Consider the following 18,998-nt stretch of genomic DNA (forward strand, 5'->3'; position numbering starts at 1 on the left):
TCGGGTGGTGCCGTATGTGCCCATCGTGAGGTATGCCACTGACAATCCGTTCTGACCTGGGCTTTTGCTTCGATCGAAGGTTCGGGCTAGTTTTTGCACTGACCAGTCAGTTCAAAAATGGAGTCAGGGGGAGCTGTGAGCGGAATCCGCGTCGCAGCCGAGGGCCTCGGTCTGGAGGGCCCTCGCGGCTGGGCCTTCCGGGGCGTCGACATCGACGCCCCGGCCGGTTCACTGATCGCGATCGAGGGACCGTCCGGATCCGGCCGGACGAGTCTGCTGCTCGCGCTCACCGGCCGGATGAAGGCCACCGAGGGGACGGCGGCCGTGGGCGAGGCCCGGTTGCCGAAGCAGTTGGGGGCCGTGCGCCGCGTCAGCGCGCTCGCGCACGTCACCGGGGTCACCGATCTCGACCCGGCCCTCACCGTCGGGGAGCACCTGCGTGAGCGGGCGCTGCTCCAGCGGCGGTTCGGGGGGTCCGTGCGGGAGCTGCTGCGCCCGCGCGCGGAGCGGGCCTCGGAGGCGAGGCTGCGCGTCGACACCGCGCTCGCCGCCGCCGGGCTCGACCGTGAGGCCCTGCCCAAGGGCACGCGGACCGCCGTACGGGATCTGGAGCGGATCGAGGCGCTGCGGCTGTCCGTGGCGCTGGCGCTCGTCGGACGGCCGCGGCTGCTCGGGGTCGACGACACCGATCTGAAGCTGTCCGAGGCCGAGAGCGCGGAGGTCTGGGACCTGCTGCGGTCGGTCACCGGGTCCGGCACCACCGTCCTGGCGGTGTGCGCCGAGGCCCCGCAGGACACCGTCGCCCTGTCCACCCGGCCACGACGGCCGGACGGCGAGGACGGCGAGGACGGCGAGAGCGGCGAGAGCGGCGAGAGCGGCGACGCACCCGCACAGGACGAAGCACCCGCGGAGCGGACCGGGCCCACGGAGCAGACCGAGCAGACCGAGCACAGGGAGGAGAAGGCCGATGCGCTCGCCGAGACTGGCCGCGCTTGAGCTGCGCCGCTTCGGCAGGGGGAAGCTGCCGCGGGCCGCGCTCGTCGCGCTGCTGCTGCTCCCGCTGCTGTACGGCGCGCTGTATCTGTGGTCCTTCTGGGACCCGTACAGCAGGCTCGACCGCATCCCCGTGGCGCTGGTGAACGACGACCGCGGGGCGACCGCCGACGGGAAGAAGCTGACCGCCGGGGACGACATCACCGAGGGGCTGCGCGACAGCCGGGTCTTCGACTGGCACGAGGTGAGCGCCGCGCAGGCACGCGCGGGCGTGGAGGACGGGACGTACTACCTGTCGCTGACCATGCCGGCCGACTTCAGCACCCGGATCGCCTCCAGCGGGGGCGACTTCCCCGAGACCGGTGCCCTCCAGGTGCGCACCAACGACGCGAACAACTACATCGTCGGGCAGATCTCGCGGACCGTCTTCGGCGAGGTGCGCACGGCCGCCTCCACCAAGGCGTCGCGGTCGTTCCTCGACAAGATGTTCATCTCGTTCTCCGACATCCACGGCGCGACCGTGGAGGCGGCCGACGGCGCCGACGATCTCTCCGGCGGCATCGGAAAGGCGGAGAAGGGCTCCAAGGACCTCGCCGACGGGCTGAAGGACGCCAAGAAGGGCAGCGGCAAGCTGTCCAAGGGCCTGAAGACGCTCGACAGCGGGGCCGGTGACCTGGAGACGGGCTCGCGGCAGGTCGCGAACGGCACCCAGGCGCTGGCCGACAAGGTGAACGGCTTCGCCGGTCCCCTGGCGCCCTTCCTGAAGGACAACGAGAAGACCATCGGGGACACCGCCCAGCTCGTCGCCGACTCCGCGAAGGTGGTCGACAACCACCTCGCGACCCTGGTGAAGAGGGCGCCGACCGCCGCCGAGGGCGCCCACACGGCCTCGGACGCCCTGGCCGCCGTCTATCTCGCGCGCTGCGAGGACCAGGTGCTCGACGACCCGGCCTGCGCGGACCTGAAGAAGGCCAAGGACTCCGCCGCCGACGTGGCGGTCGTCGCCGACGACCTCAACACGCTGATCGCCGACCAGGACGGCGACCTCAAGACGCTCCGCACCAACCTGGCCACGCTGCGGACGAAGGCACAGGAACTGGCCGACCGGGCCCCGAACCTCTCCGAGGACCTCGACGACGCCGTCAAGCAGGTCAACGCCCTCAACACCGGGGCGGCCGAGGTCGCCGACGGCGCGAAGGCGCTGCACGCCGGGCTCGGCACCGCCAACACCGGCGCCGGCAATCTGAACCAGGGCGTCGGCGAGCTGAAGAACGGCGCCGAGGACCTCAACGGCGGCATGTTCAAGCTGGTCGACGGCTCCGGAAAGCTCGCCGGCGGGCTGCACGACGGCGCGGCACGGATCCCCGACTACGACAAGGACGCCCGCGACGCCCGTACGGCCGTCATGGCCGACCCGGTGAAGCTCGTCTCCGAGGACATGCACAAGGCGGCCAACTACGGCACCGGCTTCGCCCCGTACTTCATCCCGCTGTCCCTGTGGGTGGGCGCCATGGTGGCGTACATGCTGATCGCGCCGATGAACCGGCGTGCCCTCGCCGCGGGCGCCTCGGCCTGGCGGATCGCGCTGGCGGGCTGGCTGCCGGTGGTGGCGATCGGGATCCTCCAGACGGCGGCCCTGATGGCGGTGCTGCACTGGGCGATCGGCCTGGAGATGGCCAGGGCGGCCGGGACGGTGGGCTTCCTGTTCCTGGTGTCGGCGTGCTTCGCGGCGCTGGTGCAGTGGCTCAACGCGCGCTTCGGCGCGGCGGGCCGGATCCTCGTCCTCGCCCTGCTGATGCTCCAGTTGACCTCGGCGGGCGGCACCTACCCCGTGCAGACCAGCCCCGGTTTCTTCAACGCCATCCACCCGTTCCTGCCGATGAGTTACGTCGTCGAGGCGCTGCGCCGGCTGATCACGGGCGGCGGGCTGGAACCGGTGGGGTACGCGTGCGTGGTGCTCGTCGCCTTCACCGTCGGCGCCCTCGCGCTGACCGCGCTGTCGGCGCGCCGCCGCCAGGTGTGGACCCTGGACCGGCTGCATCCGGAGCTGAGCCTGTGAAGATCGGGCGTACGGGTGGCCGGGTTGCTGTGACAATCGGGACCATGGACAGCAGCACAACCTCGACCGGCCGCACCCGCCGGGAGGCCACCCGGCAGAAGCTCTACGAGGCGGCCGTCACCCTCATCGCCGAGCAGGGGTTCTCCGCCACCACGGTGGACGAGATCGCCGAGCGGGCCGGGGTCGCGAAGGGCACGGTGTACTACAACTTCGCGAGCAAGTCGGTCCTCTTCGAGGAGTTGCTGCGGCACGGCGTGGGACTCCTCACCGCCTCGCTGCGGGACGCCGCCGAGCGGGCGGACCGGGAGGGCGGCGGCAAGGTCGACGCGCTGGACGCGATGGTCCGTGCGGGGCTCGTCTTCATCGAGCGCTATCCGTCCTTCACACAGCTCTACGTGGCCGAGCTGTGGCGCACCAACCGGGCCTGGCAGTCCACGCTCATGGTGGTGCGGCAGCAGGCGGTGGCAGTCGTCGAGGGGGTGCTGCGCGAGGGCGTCGAGAGCGGTGAGTTCAGCGCGGAGATCGACGTGCCGCTGACCGCGGCGGCGCTGGTCGGGATGGTGTTGGTGGCGGCCCTGGACTGGCAGGCGTTCCAGCCGGAGCGCTCGCTGGACGACGTCCACGCGGCGCTGTCCCGGCTGCTCCAGGGGCGGGTGAGCGGCAGCCGGTAGGGGGACTCGCCCCGGACGCGCGAGAGCGCCGGTCCGTGCCGGCCGCGTCCCCCGCGGGCCGTCACGGACCGGCGCCACACCCCCACGCCCCCCGCGCGGATCGAGGGCCGCTCCGTTCCGGCGCCCCGTGTCGCCGGTGCCGGAGCCGCGCCCCTTTCCGTGCCTCCACTCTTCCGTCCGCGCGGGTCGTCCCCCATCCGCGCGCGTACTCAACTCACTCCCTAGGTACGCGTACTCAGACCTGCGCACTCAACCCCAGGACGCGGCGGGCCCGCCTGGTTACGATCGCCCCCGTGTCCGTACTCCCCCTGGTCTTCACGAGCGGCTGGGCCAGCGGCGTCAACGCCTACGCGGTGGTGCTGCTGCTCGGCCTGTTCGGCGCGGCCGGTCTGACCGACGAGGTCCCCGAGACGCTCCAGCGCCCCGAGGTGCTGATCGTCGCGGGCGTGCTGTTCCTGTGCGAGGCCGTCGCCGACAAGATCCCGTACGTCGACTCGGCGTGGGACACGGTCCACACCCTGATCCGGCCGGCCGCCGGTGCCTGGATCGGGGCCGTGCTCGCCGGGCAGAGCGGCTCCCTGTCGGACGCGGCGGCGGGCGTCCTCGGCGGTACGACCGCGCTGGCCAGCCATGCCGTCAAGGCGGGCACCCGGATGGCGGTCAACACCTCCCCGGAGCCCTTCAGCAACGTCATCGTGAGCCTGGCCGAGGACCTCGGCGTCGCCGGCATCGTGACGTTCGCCCTGTTCCACCCGCTGGCGGCGGCGGTGATCGCGGCCACCCTGCTCCTGGCCGGCCTGATCACCCTGCTCTTCCTGATCTCCCGAATCCGCCGCTTCCTCCGCCGCCGAGCCCAACGCCGCGAGGAACGCCACCTGACCCACCACCCACCGGAACCACCTGCCTGACGGCACGTTTCCCTCCGGGGGCCAGCCGCAGTCCCTACCGTCTCCAACCACAGGCGCCCGCCGGCCCGAGCCCCGCGGATGCCAGCCGCAGGCCGGACTGACGCCCACCGGGCACTGGCGCCGCCGGCCCGCCCCCTCGGGTGTGGGAACCGCGGGCCGGGCCGGCAGCCCCCGGCACCGGCCACCGCCTGCTCGACGGCGGTGGCGACCCCCAGGCCTGCCGACGGCCCCGGCGCCGGTCCCGGCGGACCGACGACCTACGGGTGCGCCGACCGCAAGCCGGCCGACCACTCCCAGGAACAACCCGCGCTGATCCCCGGCCGGGCCCGGCGGCGCGGTGTCGGCCGCTGCGACTGACGCCCTTCGGGTGTCGACCGGCGACGCCGAGGGGGCCGGACCGGCGGCGGGCCCCGCGTCGGCCGCCACCGGGCCTGCGCCCCGGGCACGGGCCCTGCCGGGCACCGGTCCCGCCCCGGGCCGACGACCACCGCAAGCCACCCCCAGCCCCGGCCCATGTCCCTCACCGGTACCGGCCGACGCCCGTCAGCCCCACCCGGGCTGCCGACCCCGACCGCGCGGGCGCCCCCGGTACCGGCCCCCGCCCAGCCCTGTCGGTCCCGGCCGATAAAGTCGGCCGCATGGCACGGATTGTGGTGGTCGGGGCGGGGATGGGGGCGCTGGCGGGGGCCGCGCGGTTGGCGGTCGCGGGGCATCGGGTGGTGGTGTGCGAGCGGGCGGAGACGTACGGCGGGGCGGTGCGCCGGTTCGAGCGGGACGGGTTCGGGTTCGACACCGGTCCGGGGCTGCTCCCGCTGCCCGCGGTGTGGCGCGATCTGTTCGTGAAGACCGGCAAGGAGCCGCTGGAGTCCTGTGTCGAGCTGGTGCAGGTCGATCCGTCGGCCCGGCACGTGTTCGCGGACGGCACCGAGGTGTCCCTGCCGAACGCCTCGCGCGCGGGAGTCGTCTCGGCTCTGGACGACGCGCTCGGCGCGGGTGCCGGGCAGCGCTGGGGCGACTTCCTGGTGCGGGCCCGTGAGGCGTGGGACCGCACCCGGCGGCCGCTCCTGGAGGAGCCCCTGTGGCCCGACTGGCGGGTCCTGGCGGAGCGCGAGCCCTACCCGGCGGTGCCGCACAAGCGGCTGCTGCGCACCCGGCGGGCCGGCACGCTCGCCGAGGTCGGCGCCTGGGAGCTGCGCGATCCCCGGCTGGCCGCCCTGCTGGAGGGGCACGCGCTCGCGTACGGCCTCGATCCGCGGACGGCCCCGGCGAGCGCGGCGGTGCTGCCGTACATGGAGCACGCCTTCGGCATGTGGTACGTGCGCGGCGGGATGCGGGAGCTGGCCCGGGCCGTGTACGAGCGGTGTCTGGCCCGCCGGGTGGCGTTCCGCTTCGGCGCCGAGGTCACCGGGGTCCTGGAGAAGGACGGCGCCGTGACGGGCGTGGAGCTGGCCGGCGGCGAGGTCGAGGAGGCGGACTTCGTGCTCGCCCCCGGCAACGCCCCGTGGCTGTCCGCGCGCGGGGCGGCCGAGGTGGCGCCGCAGCGGGGCCTGCCGAGCCGGCTGACCGTGCTGCTGGCGCTGCGGGGCGCCCGCCCCGAGGGCGCCGCGCACCGCACGGTGGTGCACACCGAGGACCGTGACGCCGAGCTGGAGAGCCTGTTCGGTACGGCCCCGGCGGCCCCCGCGCGGCCGACGGTCACGGTGCTGCGGCCGGACGACCCGGCGCTGGTGCCGGACTCCGGCCATGAGGCGGTGACGCTGAGTGCGGTGGTCCCGGCGGGGGCGGAGCCGGACGAGGCGTGGGTGGCGGGGACGATCGCCGTCGCCGAGCGGGCCGTACCCGGTCTGCGGGGCCGGATCCTGTGGCACGAGGTCCGCACGCCCGCGGACGTCGCGGCGGAGACGGGCGCGGCGGGCGGGGCGGTCCCGGCACCGGCGCTGGCCGCCGCGGACGGCCGGCTGCTGCATCCGGGGAACACGGCAGGGCCGGGCGGTCTGTTCACCGTCGGCGGCTGGTCCCATCCCGGCGGCGGGCTGCCGCACGCGGGGATGTCGGGCGCGCTGGTGGCGGGGCTGATCGTGGAGGGGCCGGAGTTCCGCGGCTCGCAGTGAGCCCCGCGCGGGTCAGTAGCGGTACTGCTGCTCGTCGTAGCCGTTGCCCTGCCCGTTGCCCTGGCCCTGCTGTCCGTCGCCCTGGTAGGGGTAGGACTGCTGCTCGGGCGGGAGGTCGCCGCCGTAGGAGTCGTCGGTGCGCTGCTGCGGGACCCAGACCCCGGCCGCCGGGGTCTCGTAGCCGCCGGTGCCGTACTGGTCCTGGCCGTAGCCCTGCTGCCCGTACTGCTGCTGGCCGTAGTCGGCGTCGTAGGTGCCGCCGCCGTAGGTCTGGGTGCCGATGTACGGGTCGGAGTAGGCGGCGTACTGCTGCTCGCCGGTGGCGTCGTAGCCGTACTGCTGCTGGTTGTACCCGGAGTAGCCGTCGTAGCCGTAGGTCTGGTCGGCGCCGGCCTGGGCCGCCGTCGCGTACTGGTCCTGGGGCTGGCCGGCGGTGTTCGCGTAGGCGGTGTCGCTGTATATGCCGTAGGAGCCGGTGTCGTCGGGCAGGGGCTGCGGCTCGTAGACGGCGGTGCTCTCGGCGTCGGCCTGGGGGCCGCGGGCGGCCGGGGTGAAGACGTCGTCGCGGTCGAAGTCGTCGTCGGGGTAGGCGCCCGGGCTCCGGTCGTACCCCGCTGCCGCGGTGTCGCCGTACGACGGCTGTCCGCCGTCGGCGTCGAGGTAGCCGGCCTCGCCGGGCTCCTGGCCCAGGGGGTCGAGGGCCGGGTCCTGGCCGTTCTTGCCGCGGCGGCGCTTGGGCAGGGGTTCGACGTCGTCGTCGGCGTCGGACTCGGCGCCGCCGCGGCGGACGGCCCAGCCCTCGGCGAAGCCGCGGCGGAACGACAGCGTGACGTACGTCTGGCCGACCGCGAAGGCGGCCGCGCCCAGTCCGATGACCACGACCGACGGGATCAGGACACCGAGCACGACGCCCAGGAAGCCCGCGAACGCCAGCAGTCGCCAGCGCAGCCGCGCCTTGTACTGAAGCAGCACCTCACCGAGCAGCCACAGCGCGACGATGCCGAACGCGATGTAGAGGACCGTCCAGCCCATGTACGCCCCTCTCCAATGGCCGCTACGCAGTGTGTCGTACGTCGGTGCGACCGGTCTAGACCCGCGGCGGGTGGTGCAGGCCCAGGTTCTCGTAGATTTCCAGTGTCGCCGTGGAGCTGTTGAGCGTGATGAAGTGCAGTCCGGGCACTCCCTCGGCCAGCAGCCGAGCGCAGAACTCCGTGGCGAACTCGATTCCCATGGAGCGTACAGTGGCCGGATCCTCTTTGGCTGTGAGGATCCGCTCTTTCAACTCCCCGGGGAAGTGGGCGTTGCTGAGTTTCGGCAGCCTCTCCAGCATCTTCACGCTGGTCACCGGAAGCACCTCGGGGATGACGGGGGTGTCACAGCCGGCCGCCGCCACCCGGTCGCGCAGCCTCAGATACGACTCGGGCTGGAAGAACATCTGGGTGATCGCGTAGTCCGCGCCGGCCCGGCACTTGTCGACGAAGTGCTCGACGTCGGTGTCCCACGCGGTGGAGCGGGGGTGCATCTCCGGGAAGGCGGCGACGCCCACGCAGAAGTCGCCCGACTCCTTGATCAGCCGGACCAGCTCGGCGGCGTAGGTGAGGCCCTGCGGGTGCGGCACCCAGTCGCCCATGGGGTCGCCCGGCGGGTCGCCGCGCACCGCGAGCATGTTGCGGATCCCGGCGTCGGCGTACTGGCCGATGATGTTGCGCAGCTCGGCGACGGAGTGGTCGACGGCCGTGAGGTGGGCGACCGGGGTCAGGGTGGTGTCGACGACGATCTGCTGGGTCTCACGGACCGTGGTGGCCCGGGTGGATCCGCCGGCACCGTAGGTGACGGAGACGAAGTCGGGGGCGACCGCCTCGACCCTGCGGAGCGCGTTCCACAGGCTTTTCTCGCCCTGGGGTGTTTTCGGCGCGTAGAACTCGAACGAGTACGTCGTCTTGCCGGTGGCCAGGATGTCGCGCACGGTGCGTGCACGGTCGGTCCTGGTCGATGCGGTTCCGAGGGCCATACCCGCAGGTTAGCCAGGGCGCCGGTGGTCACCCAACCGGATGCCGGATATTTGCCCGTATTGTCGGCCTGTTGTCCACCCTTCGGGACGATCCGCGGCCGAAACACGCCCCCGCGCGGGCGGGGCCCGTCGCGGTTCCGCCGTCACCCGTCCTGGGCCTTGCGCAGCCGTCCGGCGAACTCGGCGGCGGCCGCGCCGGGGTCGTCGGCCTCGGTGATCGCCCGGACGACGACCACCCGGCGGGCACCGGCGGCGAGCACCTCGTCGAGGTTGGTGAGGTCGATACCGCCGATGGCGAACCAGGGGCGGTCGGTGCCGAGGGCCGCCGTGCGGCGGACCAGGCCGAGGCCCGGCGCGGGCCGGCCGGGCTTGGTGGGGGTGGGCCAGCAGGGGCCGGTGCAGAAGTAGTCCACGCCCTCCTGGACGGCGGCGGCCTCGGCCTCCGCCTCGGTGTGCGTGGAGCGGCCTATCAGGACGTCCTCGCCGAGGAGGGCGCGGGCGGCGGGCACCGGAAGGTCGCCCTGGCCGAGGTGGAGCACGTCGGCGCGGGCCGCGTGGGCGACGTCCGCCCGGTCGTTGACCGCGAGGAGTCTGCCGTGCCGGGCGCAGGCGTCGGCGAACACCTCCAGGTGCTCCAGCTCCTCGGCCGCCTCGATGCCCTTGTCCCGCAACTGCACGACGTCGACACCGGCCGCGAGGACCGCGTCCAGGAACTCCGGCAGGTCGCCCTGCCGGGTGCGGGCGTCCGTGCAGAGGTAGAGCAGGGCGCCGGCGAGGCGGGCACGGGCGGTGTCGGGCATACGAGGGTCCCCCCAGGGCGGTGGCGTGCGGGGACGGGCCCCGCACGCCGTCACGGTTCGGATCGGCCGGTCGGACGGGTCAGACGGCGAGCGCCTGCGCCCGGCGCTTCACCTCCGTGCCGCGATTCTCGCTCAGGGCCTGCGCGGGGGTGCCGGGCAGGCTGGGGTCGGGAGTGAAGAGCCACTCCAGCATCTCTTCGTCCGTGAAGCCGTCGTCCCTCAGGAGGGTCAGGGTGCCGGCCAGGCCCTTGACCACCTTGTCCTCGTCGATGAAGGCGGCGGGAACGTGCAGGGCGCGGTTCTCGCCTCGGCGTACGGCGATGAGCTGGCCGTCCTTGACGAGCTGCCGCACGCGCGTCACCTCCACGTCGAGCATCTCCGCGATGTCGGGCAGGGTGAGCCAGGCGGGGACGAGAGCATCGGTCTTTGCGTCAATCTCGGTCACGGGACAAGCCTGCCATCTGCCACTGACAGTCGGAAGCCGGGCCACCCCGACCGGGGCAACGCCCCTGCGCCACCGCCTACGCCGTGGCCGTCTTGAGCGGCCGGCCCGGGTCCACCAGGAGCCCGGGGTCCATCGCTGTGCCCGACTCGATCAGCCGTCTGCCCTGGGCGAGATCGCGCGGGCGGCCGACGGCCAGCAGGGCGACCAGCCGGTCCTCGCGCAGCCAGCAGACCGTCCAGGCCGGTCCCGCCGGGTCGCCGCGCCACAGGACGGTGTCGGCGGCGGCGTGATGACCGGCGTACTGGACGAAACGGCCGAACTGCTCCGACCAGAAGTACGGGACCGGGTCGTAGACCGCCGGGGGCCGGCCGGTGGCGGCGCCCAGGATGTTCGCGGCGACCGTGCGCGGGCCCTGGAGGGCGTTGTCCCAGTGGTGCACGAGCAGCCGCTCGCCGTAGCGGCCGGACGGGAAGGAGGCGCAGTCGCCGACCGCGTACACCTCGGGCACGGACGTGCGCAGCGCGGCGTCGGCCACCACCTCGCCGTGCGCGCCCAGCTCGACGCCGGAGCCGGTCAGCCAGCCGGTGGCGGGGCGGGCGCCGATGCCGACCACCACGGCGTCGGCCGGCAGCCGTGAGCCGTCGTCCAGCACGACCGCGCCGGGCTCGACGCGGTCCACGCGCGTGTGGGTGCGCAGGTCGATGCCGGCGTCGGCGTACCAGCCGGTCATCGGGGCGGCGACCTCGGCGGGCAGGGCGCCGGCGAGCGGCCGGTCGGCGGCCTCCACGACGGTGACCGCGCAGCCGGCCTCGCGTGCGGCGGTGGCGAACTCGGCGCCGATCCAGCCGGCGCCGACGACCACGACGTCGTGCCGGTCGGCGAGGACGGGCCGCAGCCGTTCCGCGTCGTCCAGGGTGCGCAGCAGATGGACGCCCGGGACGCCCTCGGCGCCGGGCAGCCGGATCGGTTCGGCACCGGTGGCGACGACCAGGACGTCGTAGGGGACGGGTCCCGTCTCGGTGTCCAGGGCGCGGTCGGCGGGGCGCAGGCCGAGGACCTCGCGGCCGAGGACCAGGTCGATGCCGAGGCTCTCGAAGTCGACGTCGAAGGCGGAGTGCTCGGCCTTGCCGAGGAGGACGGCCTTGGAGAGCGGGGGGCGGTCGTAGGGCTGGTGGGGTTCGGCGCCGATCAGGGTCACCGTGCCGTCGAAGCCCTGCTCGCGCAGGGCGACCGCGGTCTGCACCCCGGCCATCCCGGCGCCGGCGACGACCACGCGCCGTCCGGTGGGCCTGCCCTCGTCGTCCAGTCTCTGCTCGCTCACCTGATCACCTTAGACACCTGACGGAACGTCAGTCAGCGGTCGTGCTCCGTGACCTGCTCCACAACGCTCGTGCCGCCGCCCTCCTGGGACTCCCACTCCCAGGTCTCCGTCAGCCGCACCCGGCCGTCCGGCAGCTCCCCGACCGTCGACACACAGTGCCCCGACGAGGTGGTCCCGTCCCGCTTGAGCTGCACGTACCGGAAGTCCAGCCGGTCCCCCCTACGGGTACCCACGAGATGGCCGCGTACGACGTCACCGCCCGCGTAGTCGGCCCAGACCACGCCCTCGGCCTCGTGGTACGTGAAGCGGGTGCGGGTGCCGACCTGGCCGGGGGCCTGGTCGGCGACCGGCGCGAGGACGAGACCGTCGAGCGAGCGGGGCACGGGCGGAGGCTCCCTTACTGAGACGTGCGCGGGCGGGCTAGGGTGGCCAACGTAGAGCACTCGCGGGAGCCCGGACGGACCGGGCTGAGAGGGAGGCTGGCCGGCCTCCGACCGTACGAACCTGATCCGGGTCATGCCGGCGAAGGGAGGGGCTGGACGCCGATGTCGCGTACACCAGCAGCAGACGTCCTCGTGGTGGGGGGCGGGATCATCGGGCTCGTCACCGCCTGGCGGGCCGCGCAGCGCGGGCTCGTCACGACGGTGGTGGATCCGGCGCCGGGCGGCGGCGCCGCGCAGGTGGCGGCCGGCATGCTGGCCGCCGTCACGGAACTGCACCACGGCGAGCAGACCCTGCTCGGCCTCAACCTGGCCTCGGCGCACCGCTATCCGGACTTCGTGGCGGAGCTGACCGAGCTGACCGGGCAGGACGTCGGCCACCGCCGCTGCGGCACGCTCGCGGTCGCGCTGGACGCCGACGACCGCGCGCATCTGCGTGAACTCCACGCGCTCCAGACCCGGTCGGGGCTCGACTCGCAGTGGCTGTCGGGCCGCGAGTGCCGGCGGCTCGAACCGATGCTCGCGCCGGGCGTGCGCGGCGGCCTCCGGGTGGACGGCGACCATCAGGTCGATCCGCGGCGGCTGGCCGCGGCGCTGGTCACCGCGTGCGAGCGCACGGGCGTGACGCTGCATCGCGCGTGGGCCGAGCGGCTGTCCGTCACCGGCGGGCGGGCCACGGGCGTGGTCACGGACGACGGGACGGAACTGGCCGCCGGACAGGTGGTGTTGGCGGGCGGCAGCCTGAGCGGCCGGCTCACCGGCGTCCCCGAGCAGGTCCGGCCGCCCGTACGGCCGGTGAAGGGGCAGGTGCTGCGGCTGGCGGTGCCGCCCCGGTACGCGCCGTTCCTGAACCGCACCGTGCGGGCCGTGGTGCGCGGCAGTCATGTGTATCTGGTGCCGCGCGAGAACGGCGAGCTGGTCGTCGGCGCGACCAGCGAGGAACTGGGCTGGGACACCACGGTGACCGCCGGTGGCGTGTACGAACTGCTGCGGGACGCGCACGAGTTGGTGCCCGGGATCACCGAACTGCCGTTGACCGAGACCCGTGCGGGACTGCGTCCCGGCTCCCCGGACAACGCGCCGCTGCTCGGACCGACGGAGCTGGACGGACTGCTGCTGGCCACCGGCCACCACCGCAACGGGGTGCTGCTGACCCCGGTGACCGGGGACGTCCTCGCGCACGCCCTGACCACCGGTGAACTCCCCGACGAGGCCCGTCCCTTCACGCCCCGGCGCTTCGGTGCCGCAGCCCTCCTGGAGCAGCCCGCATGAGCCGGTCCGTCACCATCTCGGTCAACGGGGAGCGGCGCGAGGTCGCTTCCGGCACGGCGCTCGACAGCGTCGTACGGTCGCTGGCGCCGGCGCCCTCCGGGGTGGCCGCCGCGCTCAACGAGACGGTCGTCCCGCGCGCGCAGTGGCCCGCCACGGCGCTCGCCGAGGGCGACCGGGTGGAGATCCTGACCGCCGTCCAGGGAGGCTGAGCCATGGCCGACGATCCCTTCGTCCTCGGGGGTACGACCTTCTCGTCCCGGCTGATCATGGGCACCGGGGGCGCGCCCAGCCTGGAGGTGCTGGAGCGGGCGCTGGTCGCGTCGGGCACCGAGCTGACCACGGTCGCGATGCGGCGGGTCGACCCGACGGTGCACGGTTCGGTGCTGTCGGTCCTGGAGCGGCTCGGGATCCGGGTGCTGCCGAACACGGCCGGATGCTTCACGGCCGGGGAGGCGGTGCTGACCGCCCGCCTGGCCCGCGAGGCGCTCGGCACCTCCCTGGTGAAGCTGGAGGTCATCGCCGACGAACGCACCCTGCTGCCGGACCCGGTGGAACTGCTGGAGGCGGCGGAGACGCTGGTGGACGACGGGTTCACGGTGCTGCCGTACACCAACGACGACCCGGTCCTGGCCCGGAAGCTGGAGGACGTGGGCTGTGCCGCGGTGATGCCGCTGGGCTCCCCCATCGGCTCGGGGCTCGGCATCCGCAACCCGCACAACTTCCAGCTCATCGTCGAGCACGCGCGCGTGCCGGTGATCCTGGACGCGGGCGCCGGTACGGCGTCGGACGCGGCGCTGGCGATGGAGCTGGGCTGCGCCGGGGTGATGCTGGCCTCGGCGGTGACCCGCGCCCAGGACCCCGAGCGGATGGCGCTGGCCATGCGGGCCGGGGTCGAGGCCGGACGCCTGGCCCGGCTGGCGGGCCGCATCCCCCGCCGCTGGTTCGCGCAGGCGTCCTCCCCCACGGAGGGCCTGGCCGCCCTGGACCCGGAACGCCCCGCCTTCTGACTCCCGGGGGGGGAGCCGTGCCCCGGGGCGCAAGCCCCCCGCATCTCCGCGCTCCGTCACAGCTCGGCCGCAGTCCTGCTCCGATGGGGCGGAAGCGGGAGGTGTGTCGGTGGTGCCTCGTAGACTCGCTGCGTGGACACGACCCTTCAGGACCCTCTGGTCGGGCAGGTGCTCGACGGTCGGTATCGCGTCGAGGCGCGGATCGCGGTCGGCGGGATGGCCACGGTCTACCGGGCCGTGGACACCCGCCTCGACCGCGTGCTCGCGCTCAAGGTGATGCATCCGGCACTCGCCGCCGACGGCACCTTCGTCGAGCGGTTCATCCGCGAGGCCAAGTCCGTCGCCCGCCTCGCCCACCCGAACGTGGTGCAGGTCTTCGACCAGGGCACCGACGGGTCGTACGTCTACCTGGCCATGGAGTACATCGCCGGGTGCACGCTGCGTGACGTGCTGCGCGAGCGCGGGGCGCTCCAGCCGCGGGCCGCGCTCGACATCCTGGAGCCGGTCCTCGCCGCGCTCGGCGCCGCCCACCGGGCCGGGTTCGTGCACCGCGACATGAAGCCGGAGAACGTCCTGATAGGGGACGACGGCCGGGTCAAGGTCGCCGACTTCGGCCTGGTGCGCTCCGTGGACACCGTGACCAGCACGACCGGCGCGGTGCTCGGCACCGTCGCCTACCTCGCGCCCGAACAGGTCGAGACGCCCGGCACGGCCGACGCCCGGGTCGACGTGTACGCGTGCGGTGTCGTGCTGTACGAGATGCTCACCGGCGAGAAGCCGCACGACGGCGAGTCGCCCGCGATCGTGCTCTACAAGCATCTGCACGAAGACGTCCCGCCGCCCTCGGCGATCGTGCCCGGCCTGGCCTTCGAGCTGGACGAGGTGGTGGCCTCCGCCACCGCGCGCACCTTGGAGGTGCGGCCGTACAACGCGGTCGCGCTGCTCGGGCAGGTGCGCGAGGCGCGCGCCGCGCTCACCGAGGAACAGCTCGACGCCGTGCCGCCGCAGGCCCTGGCCGCGGCGCACGACAACGCCGAGGACCGCACCAGCGTCATCCCGCGCTCCCTGACGGTCCCCCGCCCCCTGCCGGTGAACGAGGACGAACCGGGCGGGCCCGGGACGCCGTACGGCCCCGGCGGCGCCGACCCGATGAACCGCACCTCCCGCTTCCAGAGCCCGCCGCCCCCGCCGCCGCCCGCCGGACGCGGTTTCCCGCGCCCCCGGCGCGGGGTGCTGGCGCTGGTCACCGTGGTGCTGCTGGTGCTCGGCGTGGGCGCCGGCGTCTGGTACATCAACTCCGGCCAGTTCACCAAGGTCCCCGCGGTGCTCACCCAGACCCAGGAGCGCGCCGAGCAGCGCCTGGAGGCGGCCGGTCTCGAGGTCGGCAAGGTCACGCACGCGTACAGCGACACCGTCAAGCGCGGCACGATCATCGACACCGACCCCAAGCCGGGCGCGCGGATCCGGAAGAACGACTCCGTGGCCCTGGTCGTCTCCGACGGCCCCGAGACGGTGAAGGTGCCCGATCTGGCCGGCACCCGGCTGGACAAGGCACAGCAGCGGCTGAAGACGGAGGGGCTGGCGCCGGGGCTGGTCACCAAGGAGTTCAGCGACGACGTGCTCAAGGGCTTCGTGATCAGCACCGACCCCGAGTCCGGCACCGAGCGCCGGGCGGGCTCGGCGATCGCCCTGGTCGTCAGCAAGGGCCCCGCGCTGGACGTCCCGGACGTCACGGGCGACTCCCTGGACGACGCGCGGGCCGAGCTGGAGGAGGCCGGCTTCGAGGTCGAGGTCGCGAGCGAGGAGATCAACTCCGAGTTCGACAAGGGGCAGGTCGCGGCCCAGTCCCCGGAGGAGGGCGCCCAGCTCGGCGAGGGCGACACCGTCACGCTGACCCTGTCCAAGGGCCCGGAGATGGTCGAGGTCCCGGACGTGGTCGGGGACAGCGTCGGGGACGCGAAGGACGCCCTGGAGGCGGCCGGGTTCGACGTCGACGAGGACCGCGGTCTGCTCGGCCTCTTCGGCGACACCGTCAAGAGCCAGTCCGTCTCGGGCGGCGACAAGGCGCCCAAGGGCTCGACGATCACGATCACCATCCGCTGACCTCCGGAGACCTCCGCCGACGGGAGGGGCGCGCGGGCATGACACCCTGAACGGGTGAGTTCTCAGCGCCCCCTCCCCTCCCGCAATCCCGTCGGCGGCCATGTCCCGGTGGCCGGCGGTCTGCACTCCGTCGGGCTGTCGTACGCCCAGGACCTCAAGGCCGAGACGGTCCAGGTCTTCGTCGCCAACCCGCGCGGCTGGGCCACCCCGGTCGGCAACCCGGCCCAGGACGAGGCCTTCCGCACCGCCTGCGCCGAGCGGAACCTCCCGGCGTACGTCCACGCCCCCTACCTGATCAACTTCGGTTCGCACACCGAGGCGACCGTGGAGAAGTCGGTGGAGTCGCTCCGGCACTCGCTGCGCCGCGGACGGGAGATCGGCGCGCTGGGCGTGGTCGTGCACACCGGGAGCGCGACGGGCGGACGGGACCGGTCGGTGGCCCTCAAGCAGGTCCGCGAGCATCTGCTACCGCTGCTGGACGAGCTGACCGAGGACGACGACCCCTTCCTCCTCCTGGAGTCCACGGCGGGGCAGGGCTCCTCGCTCTGCTCCCGGACCTGGGACTTCGGACCGTACTTCGAGGCGCTGGACGCCCATCCGAAGCTCGGCGTCTGCCTGGACACCTGCCACATCTTCGCCGCGGGCCACGACCTGACCGGCCCGGACGGGATGCACCGCACCCTGGACCTGCTGGTGGACACGGTCGGAGCGGGGCGGCTGAAGCTGATCCACGCCAACGACTCCAAGGACGTGGCCGGCGCGCACAAGGACCGGCACGAGAACATCGGCGCCGGCCACATCGGCGAGGACCCCTTCCGCGCCCTGATGACGCACCCGGCGACCGAGGGAGTCCCGCTGATCATCGAGACCCCCGGCGGCAAGGAGGGCCACGCGGCGGACGTGGAACGGCTGAAGAAACTGCGGGACGGATAGCCGCCGCCCGGCAGTGTCGGGAATACCCCCGGGGGGTATACGGTTCCTGCTGAGCACGGGCACCGTCACCTGGCATTGGGGGCACCTCATGCGACACGACACGCACGAAGCACACGCTCACCACCACGAGCACCACGAGCACCACGAGCAGCACGACCACGATCAGCACCGCACGGCACCGGACGGCTCATGGGCGACCGCCGTCCGCGCCACCCTGCACTGCCTCACCGGCTGCGCCATCGGCGAGGTGCTCGGCATGGTCGTCGGCACCGCGCTGGGCTGGGGGAACACCGCCACCCTGGTCCTGGCGATCGTCCTCGCCTTCTTCTTCGGCTACGCGCTCACGCTGCGCGGCGTGCTGAAGGCGGGCGTCGGTCTGCGGGCGGCGGTCCGGGTGGCGCTGGCGGCGGACACCCTGTCGATCGCCGTGATGGAACTGGTCGACAACGGGGTGATCGTGCTGTGGCCGGGCGCGATGGACGCCGGCCTCGGCGACGCGCTGTTCTGGGGCGCGCTGGCGATCGCCCTCGCCGTCGCGTTCGTGCTCACGACCCCCGTCAACAAGTGGATGATCGGCCGCGGCCGGGGCCACGCGGTGGTGCACCGGTACCACCACTGACCGCGTCAGAGCTCGGGGCCGTCCCCGGGCTCCTCCTGGTAGGAGTAGCGCTGCTCGCGCCAGGGGTCGCCGACGTTGTGATAGCCGCGCTCCTCCCAGAAGCCGCGGCGGTCGGCGGTCATGTACTCGACGCCGCGGACCCACTTGGGTCCCTTCCAGGCGTACAGATGCGGGACGACCAGGCGGACCGGGAAGCCGTGTTCGGCGGTGAGGAGTTCGCCGTCCTTGTGGGTGGCGAAGATGGTGCGCTCGGAGGCGAAGTCCGCGAGACGCAGATTCGAGCTGAAGCCGTACTCCGCCCACACCATCACATGGGTGACATCGGCGGCGGGCGGGGCGATGTCCAGCACGGTCCTGGCCGGGATCCCGCCCCACTCCGCGCCGAGCATGCTGAACTTCGTCACACAGTGCAGATCGGCCACGACGGTGGTGTACGGCAGGGCGGTGAACTCGTCGTGGCTCCAGCAGTGCTTGGCACCGTCGGCGGTGGCGCCGAAGACCCTGAACTCCCAGCGTTCCGGCCGGAATTTGGGCACCGGACCGTAGTGGGTGACCGGCCAGCCGCGCTGGAGGCGCTGTCCCGGCGGAAGCTCGGACGCTGCTGCTTGTCCCGTTCCGCGCTCCACCGACTGACCCATGGCTCCATCCTGACAGACCCGGAGCGGTGCACATGACCAGCCATGTCCGGAATCGGGCAACTGCCACTAAGCATGGACTAACTTACTAAGTACGCACTTACTGGACGATCTTCCTCGGCGGGTGAAATCATGCGGCGGCAACCTCCCCGATTCCCCACGCGGAAGGAGCCTCTGCGATGCAGGGCGACCCCGAGGTCATCGAATTCCTCAACGAACAGCTCACCGGCGAGCTGACGGCGATCAACCAGTACTTCCTGCACGCGAAGATGCAGGAGAACTTCGGCTGGACGAAGCTCGCGAAGTACACCCGCCACGAGTCGTTCGACGAGATGAAGCACGCGGAGGTGCTGACCGACCGGATCCTCTTCCTGGACGGGCTGCCGAACTATCAGCGGCTGTTCCACGTGCGGGTGGGCCAGACGGTCAAGGAGATGTTCGAGGCGGACCGGCTGATCGAGGTGGAGGCGATCGACCGCCTCAAGCGCGGGATCAAGGTGATGCGCGAGAAGGGCGACATCACGTCCGCCAACATCTTCGAGTCGATCCTGGAGGACGAGGAGCACCACATCGACTACCTCGACACCCAGCTCGAACTGCTGGAGAAGCTCGGCGAGGCGCTCTACATCGCGCAGGTCATCGAGCAGCCCGAGAGCTGAGGCTCCGGGGT

General features: G+C 73.0%; 19 protein-coding genes and 1 riboswitch. Of the genes, 12 read left to right on the top strand and 7 right to left on the bottom strand.

Annotated features, from left to right (window positions below; all coding sequences use genetic code 11):
- Window positions 1–117 precede the first annotated feature (117 nt).
- From AFM16_RS11000 to AFM16_RS11020, 5 genes are all read left to right on the top strand, one after another.
- Window positions 118–996 (top strand): ATP-binding cassette domain-containing protein, encoded by an 879-nt coding sequence (locus AFM16_RS11000; RefSeq protein WP_078633180.1) that lies wholly within the window; start codon window positions 118–120, stop codon window positions 994–996.
- Window positions 968–3,052: a YhgE/Pip family protein gene (locus AFM16_RS11005; protein WP_078633181.1), complete on the top strand. Its 2,085-nt coding sequence runs from the start codon at window positions 968–970 to the stop codon at window positions 3,050–3,052. The genes AFM16_RS11000 and AFM16_RS11005 overlap by 29 nt, the downstream gene beginning before the upstream one ends.
- A gap of 44 nt (window positions 3,053–3,096) precedes the next feature.
- Window positions 3,097–3,723, top strand: coding sequence for a TetR/AcrR family transcriptional regulator (locus AFM16_RS11010; RefSeq protein WP_078633182.1), 627 nt, complete (start codon window positions 3,097–3,099; stop codon window positions 3,721–3,723).
- A 293-nt stretch (window positions 3,724–4,016) separates the two neighbouring features.
- Window positions 4,017–4,631, top strand: a complete 615-nt coding sequence (locus tag AFM16_RS11015) for a DUF4126 domain-containing protein (protein ID WP_030794717.1) — start codon at window positions 4,017–4,019, stop codon at window positions 4,629–4,631.
- A 638-nt stretch (window positions 4,632–5,269) separates the two neighbouring features.
- Entirely contained in the window at window positions 5,270–6,742 is a 1,473-nt protein-coding gene (locus AFM16_RS11020; protein ID WP_078633183.1) for a phytoene desaturase family protein, read from the top strand.
- 12 nt (window positions 6,743–6,754) lie between these two features.
- Here the strand turns inward: AFM16_RS11020 and AFM16_RS11025 are convergent, their stop codons facing one another.
- The 6 genes from AFM16_RS11025 to AFM16_RS11050 all read right to left on the bottom strand — a co-directional run bounded on the left by AFM16_RS11025 (window position 6,755) and on the right by AFM16_RS11050 (window position 11,702).
- Window positions 6,755–7,774: an SCO2102 family sporulation regulator gene (locus tag AFM16_RS11025; protein ID WP_078633184.1), complete on the bottom strand. Its 1,020-nt coding sequence runs from the start codon at window positions 7,772–7,774 to the stop codon at window positions 6,755–6,757.
- A gap of 55 nt (window positions 7,775–7,829) precedes the next feature.
- Window positions 7,830–8,753: a methylenetetrahydrofolate reductase [NAD(P)H] gene (metF, locus tag AFM16_RS11030; RefSeq protein ID WP_030794709.1), complete on the bottom strand. Its 924-nt coding sequence runs from the start codon at window positions 8,751–8,753 to the stop codon at window positions 7,830–7,832.
- A 143-nt stretch (window positions 8,754–8,896) separates the two neighbouring features.
- Complete coding sequence (gene thiE / locus AFM16_RS11035) at window positions 8,897–9,553, bottom strand: thiamine phosphate synthase (RefSeq protein ID WP_078633185.1); 657 nt, start codon at window positions 9,551–9,553, stop codon at window positions 8,897–8,899.
- Window positions 9,554–9,632: 79 nt separating this feature from the next.
- On the bottom strand, window positions 9,633–9,998 hold the full coding sequence (locus AFM16_RS11040) for an Rv2175c family DNA-binding protein (protein ID WP_030794704.1): 366 nt from the start codon (window positions 9,996–9,998) through the stop codon (window positions 9,633–9,635).
- Window positions 9,999–10,074: 76 nt separating this feature from the next.
- Window positions 10,075–11,250 (bottom strand): NAD(P)/FAD-dependent oxidoreductase, encoded by a 1,176-nt coding sequence (locus AFM16_RS11045; protein ID WP_370628137.1) that lies wholly within the window; start codon window positions 11,248–11,250, stop codon window positions 10,075–10,077.
- Between the two features lie 101 nt (window positions 11,251–11,351).
- A complete protein-coding gene (locus AFM16_RS11050; RefSeq protein ID WP_078633186.1) occupies window positions 11,352–11,702 on the bottom strand; it encodes an avidin-fold protein in 351 nt (116 codons plus the stop codon).
- A 52-nt stretch (window positions 11,703–11,754) separates the two neighbouring features.
- Window positions 11,755–11,867, top strand: a riboswitch (TPP riboswitch).
- Here AFM16_RS11050 and thiO point away from each other — a divergent pair.
- The 6 genes from thiO (at window position 11,865) to AFM16_RS11080 (ending at window position 17,693) form a co-directional block, all read left to right on the top strand.
- Window positions 11,865–13,031 (top strand): glycine oxidase ThiO, encoded by a 1,167-nt coding sequence (gene thiO / locus AFM16_RS11055; protein ID WP_078636905.1) that lies wholly within the window; start codon window positions 11,865–11,867, stop codon window positions 13,029–13,031. Its footprint overlaps the riboswitch before it by 3 nt.
- A complete protein-coding gene (gene thiS, locus AFM16_RS11060) occupies window positions 13,028–13,240 on the top strand; it encodes a sulfur carrier protein ThiS (RefSeq protein WP_030794693.1) in 213 nt (70 codons plus the stop codon). The genes thiO and thiS overlap by 4 nt, the downstream gene beginning before the upstream one ends.
- Before the next feature lie 3 nt (window positions 13,241–13,243).
- On the top strand, window positions 13,244–14,038 hold the full coding sequence (locus AFM16_RS11065; protein WP_030794691.1) for a thiazole synthase: 795 nt from the start codon (window positions 13,244–13,246) through the stop codon (window positions 14,036–14,038).
- A 132-nt stretch (window positions 14,039–14,170) separates the two neighbouring features.
- A complete protein-coding gene (pknB, locus tag AFM16_RS11070) occupies window positions 14,171–16,141 on the top strand; it encodes a Stk1 family PASTA domain-containing Ser/Thr kinase (RefSeq protein WP_078633187.1) in 1,971 nt (656 codons plus the stop codon).
- 54 nt (window positions 16,142–16,195) lie between these two features.
- Entirely contained in the window at window positions 16,196–17,074 is an 879-nt protein-coding gene (locus AFM16_RS11075) for a deoxyribonuclease IV (RefSeq protein WP_078633188.1), read from the top strand.
- 88 nt (window positions 17,075–17,162) lie between these two features.
- Window positions 17,163–17,693: a DUF4396 domain-containing protein gene (locus tag AFM16_RS11080; protein ID WP_078633189.1), complete on the top strand. Its 531-nt coding sequence runs from the start codon at window positions 17,163–17,165 to the stop codon at window positions 17,691–17,693.
- Between the two features lie 5 nt (window positions 17,694–17,698).
- Here AFM16_RS11080 and AFM16_RS11085 read toward each other — a convergent pair whose 3' ends face one another.
- The gene (locus AFM16_RS11085) at window positions 17,699–18,331 is read right to left on the bottom strand and encodes a sulfite oxidase-like oxidoreductase (RefSeq protein ID WP_078633190.1); all 633 of its coding nucleotides are present in this window, start codon (window positions 18,329–18,331) and stop codon (window positions 17,699–17,701) included.
- Between the two features lie 176 nt (window positions 18,332–18,507).
- On the opposite strand from AFM16_RS11085, the gene bfr reads away from it, so the two are divergent.
- Window positions 18,508–18,987 (top strand): bacterioferritin, encoded by a 480-nt coding sequence (gene bfr, locus AFM16_RS11090; RefSeq protein ID WP_030794676.1) that lies wholly within the window; start codon window positions 18,508–18,510, stop codon window positions 18,985–18,987.
- The last annotated feature ends 11 nt before the right edge of the window (window positions 18,988–18,998 follow it).

Source organism: Streptomyces antibioticus (genome assembly GCF_002019855.1).
Taxonomy (GTDB): Bacteria; Actinomycetota; Actinomycetes; order Streptomycetales; family Streptomycetaceae; genus Streptomyces; species Streptomyces antibioticus_B.

Bases quoted from the DNA above. Each gene is read 5' to 3' on its own strand.
- AFM16_RS11005 (WP_078633181.1), top strand. From the start codon at position 968: ATGCGCTCGCCGAGACTGGCCGCGCTTGAGCTGCGCCGCTTCGGCAGG.
- AFM16_RS11010 (WP_078633182.1), top strand. From the start codon at position 3,097: ATGGACAGCAGCACAACCTCGACCGGCCGCACCCGCCGGGAGGCCACC.
- AFM16_RS11045 (WP_370628137.1), bottom strand. From the start codon at position 11,250: ATGGCCGGGGTGCAGACCGCGGTCGCCCTGCGCGAGCAGGGCTTCGAC.
- thiS (WP_030794693.1), top strand. From the start codon at position 13,028: ATGAGCCGGTCCGTCACCATCTCGGTCAACGGGGAGCGGCGCGAGGTC.
- AFM16_RS11080 (WP_078633189.1), top strand. From the start codon at position 17,163: ATGCGACACGACACGCACGAAGCACACGCTCACCACCACGAGCACCAC.
- metF (WP_030794709.1), bottom strand. From the start codon at position 8,753: ATGGCCCTCGGAACCGCATCGACCAGGACCGACCGTGCACGCACCGTG.
- AFM16_RS11025 (WP_078633184.1), bottom strand. From the start codon at position 7,774: ATGGGCTGGACGGTCCTCTACATCGCGTTCGGCATCGTCGCGCTGTGG.
- AFM16_RS11020 (WP_078633183.1), top strand. From the start codon at position 5,270: ATGGCACGGATTGTGGTGGTCGGGGCGGGGATGGGGGCGCTGGCGGGG.
- thiO (WP_078636905.1), top strand. From the start codon at position 11,865: ATGTCGCGTACACCAGCAGCAGACGTCCTCGTGGTGGGGGGCGGGATC.
- AFM16_RS11000 (WP_078633180.1), top strand. From the start codon at position 118: ATGGAGTCAGGGGGAGCTGTGAGCGGAATCCGCGTCGCAGCCGAGGGC.
- thiE (WP_078633185.1), bottom strand. From the start codon at position 9,553: ATGCCCGACACCGCCCGTGCCCGCCTCGCCGGCGCCCTGCTCTACCTC.
- AFM16_RS11085 (WP_078633190.1), bottom strand. From the start codon at position 18,331: ATGGGTCAGTCGGTGGAGCGCGGAACGGGACAAGCAGCAGCGTCCGAG.
- bfr (WP_030794676.1), top strand. From the start codon at position 18,508: ATGCAGGGCGACCCCGAGGTCATCGAATTCCTCAACGAACAGCTCACC.
- AFM16_RS11065 (WP_030794691.1), top strand. From the start codon at position 13,244: ATGGCCGACGATCCCTTCGTCCTCGGGGGTACGACCTTCTCGTCCCGG.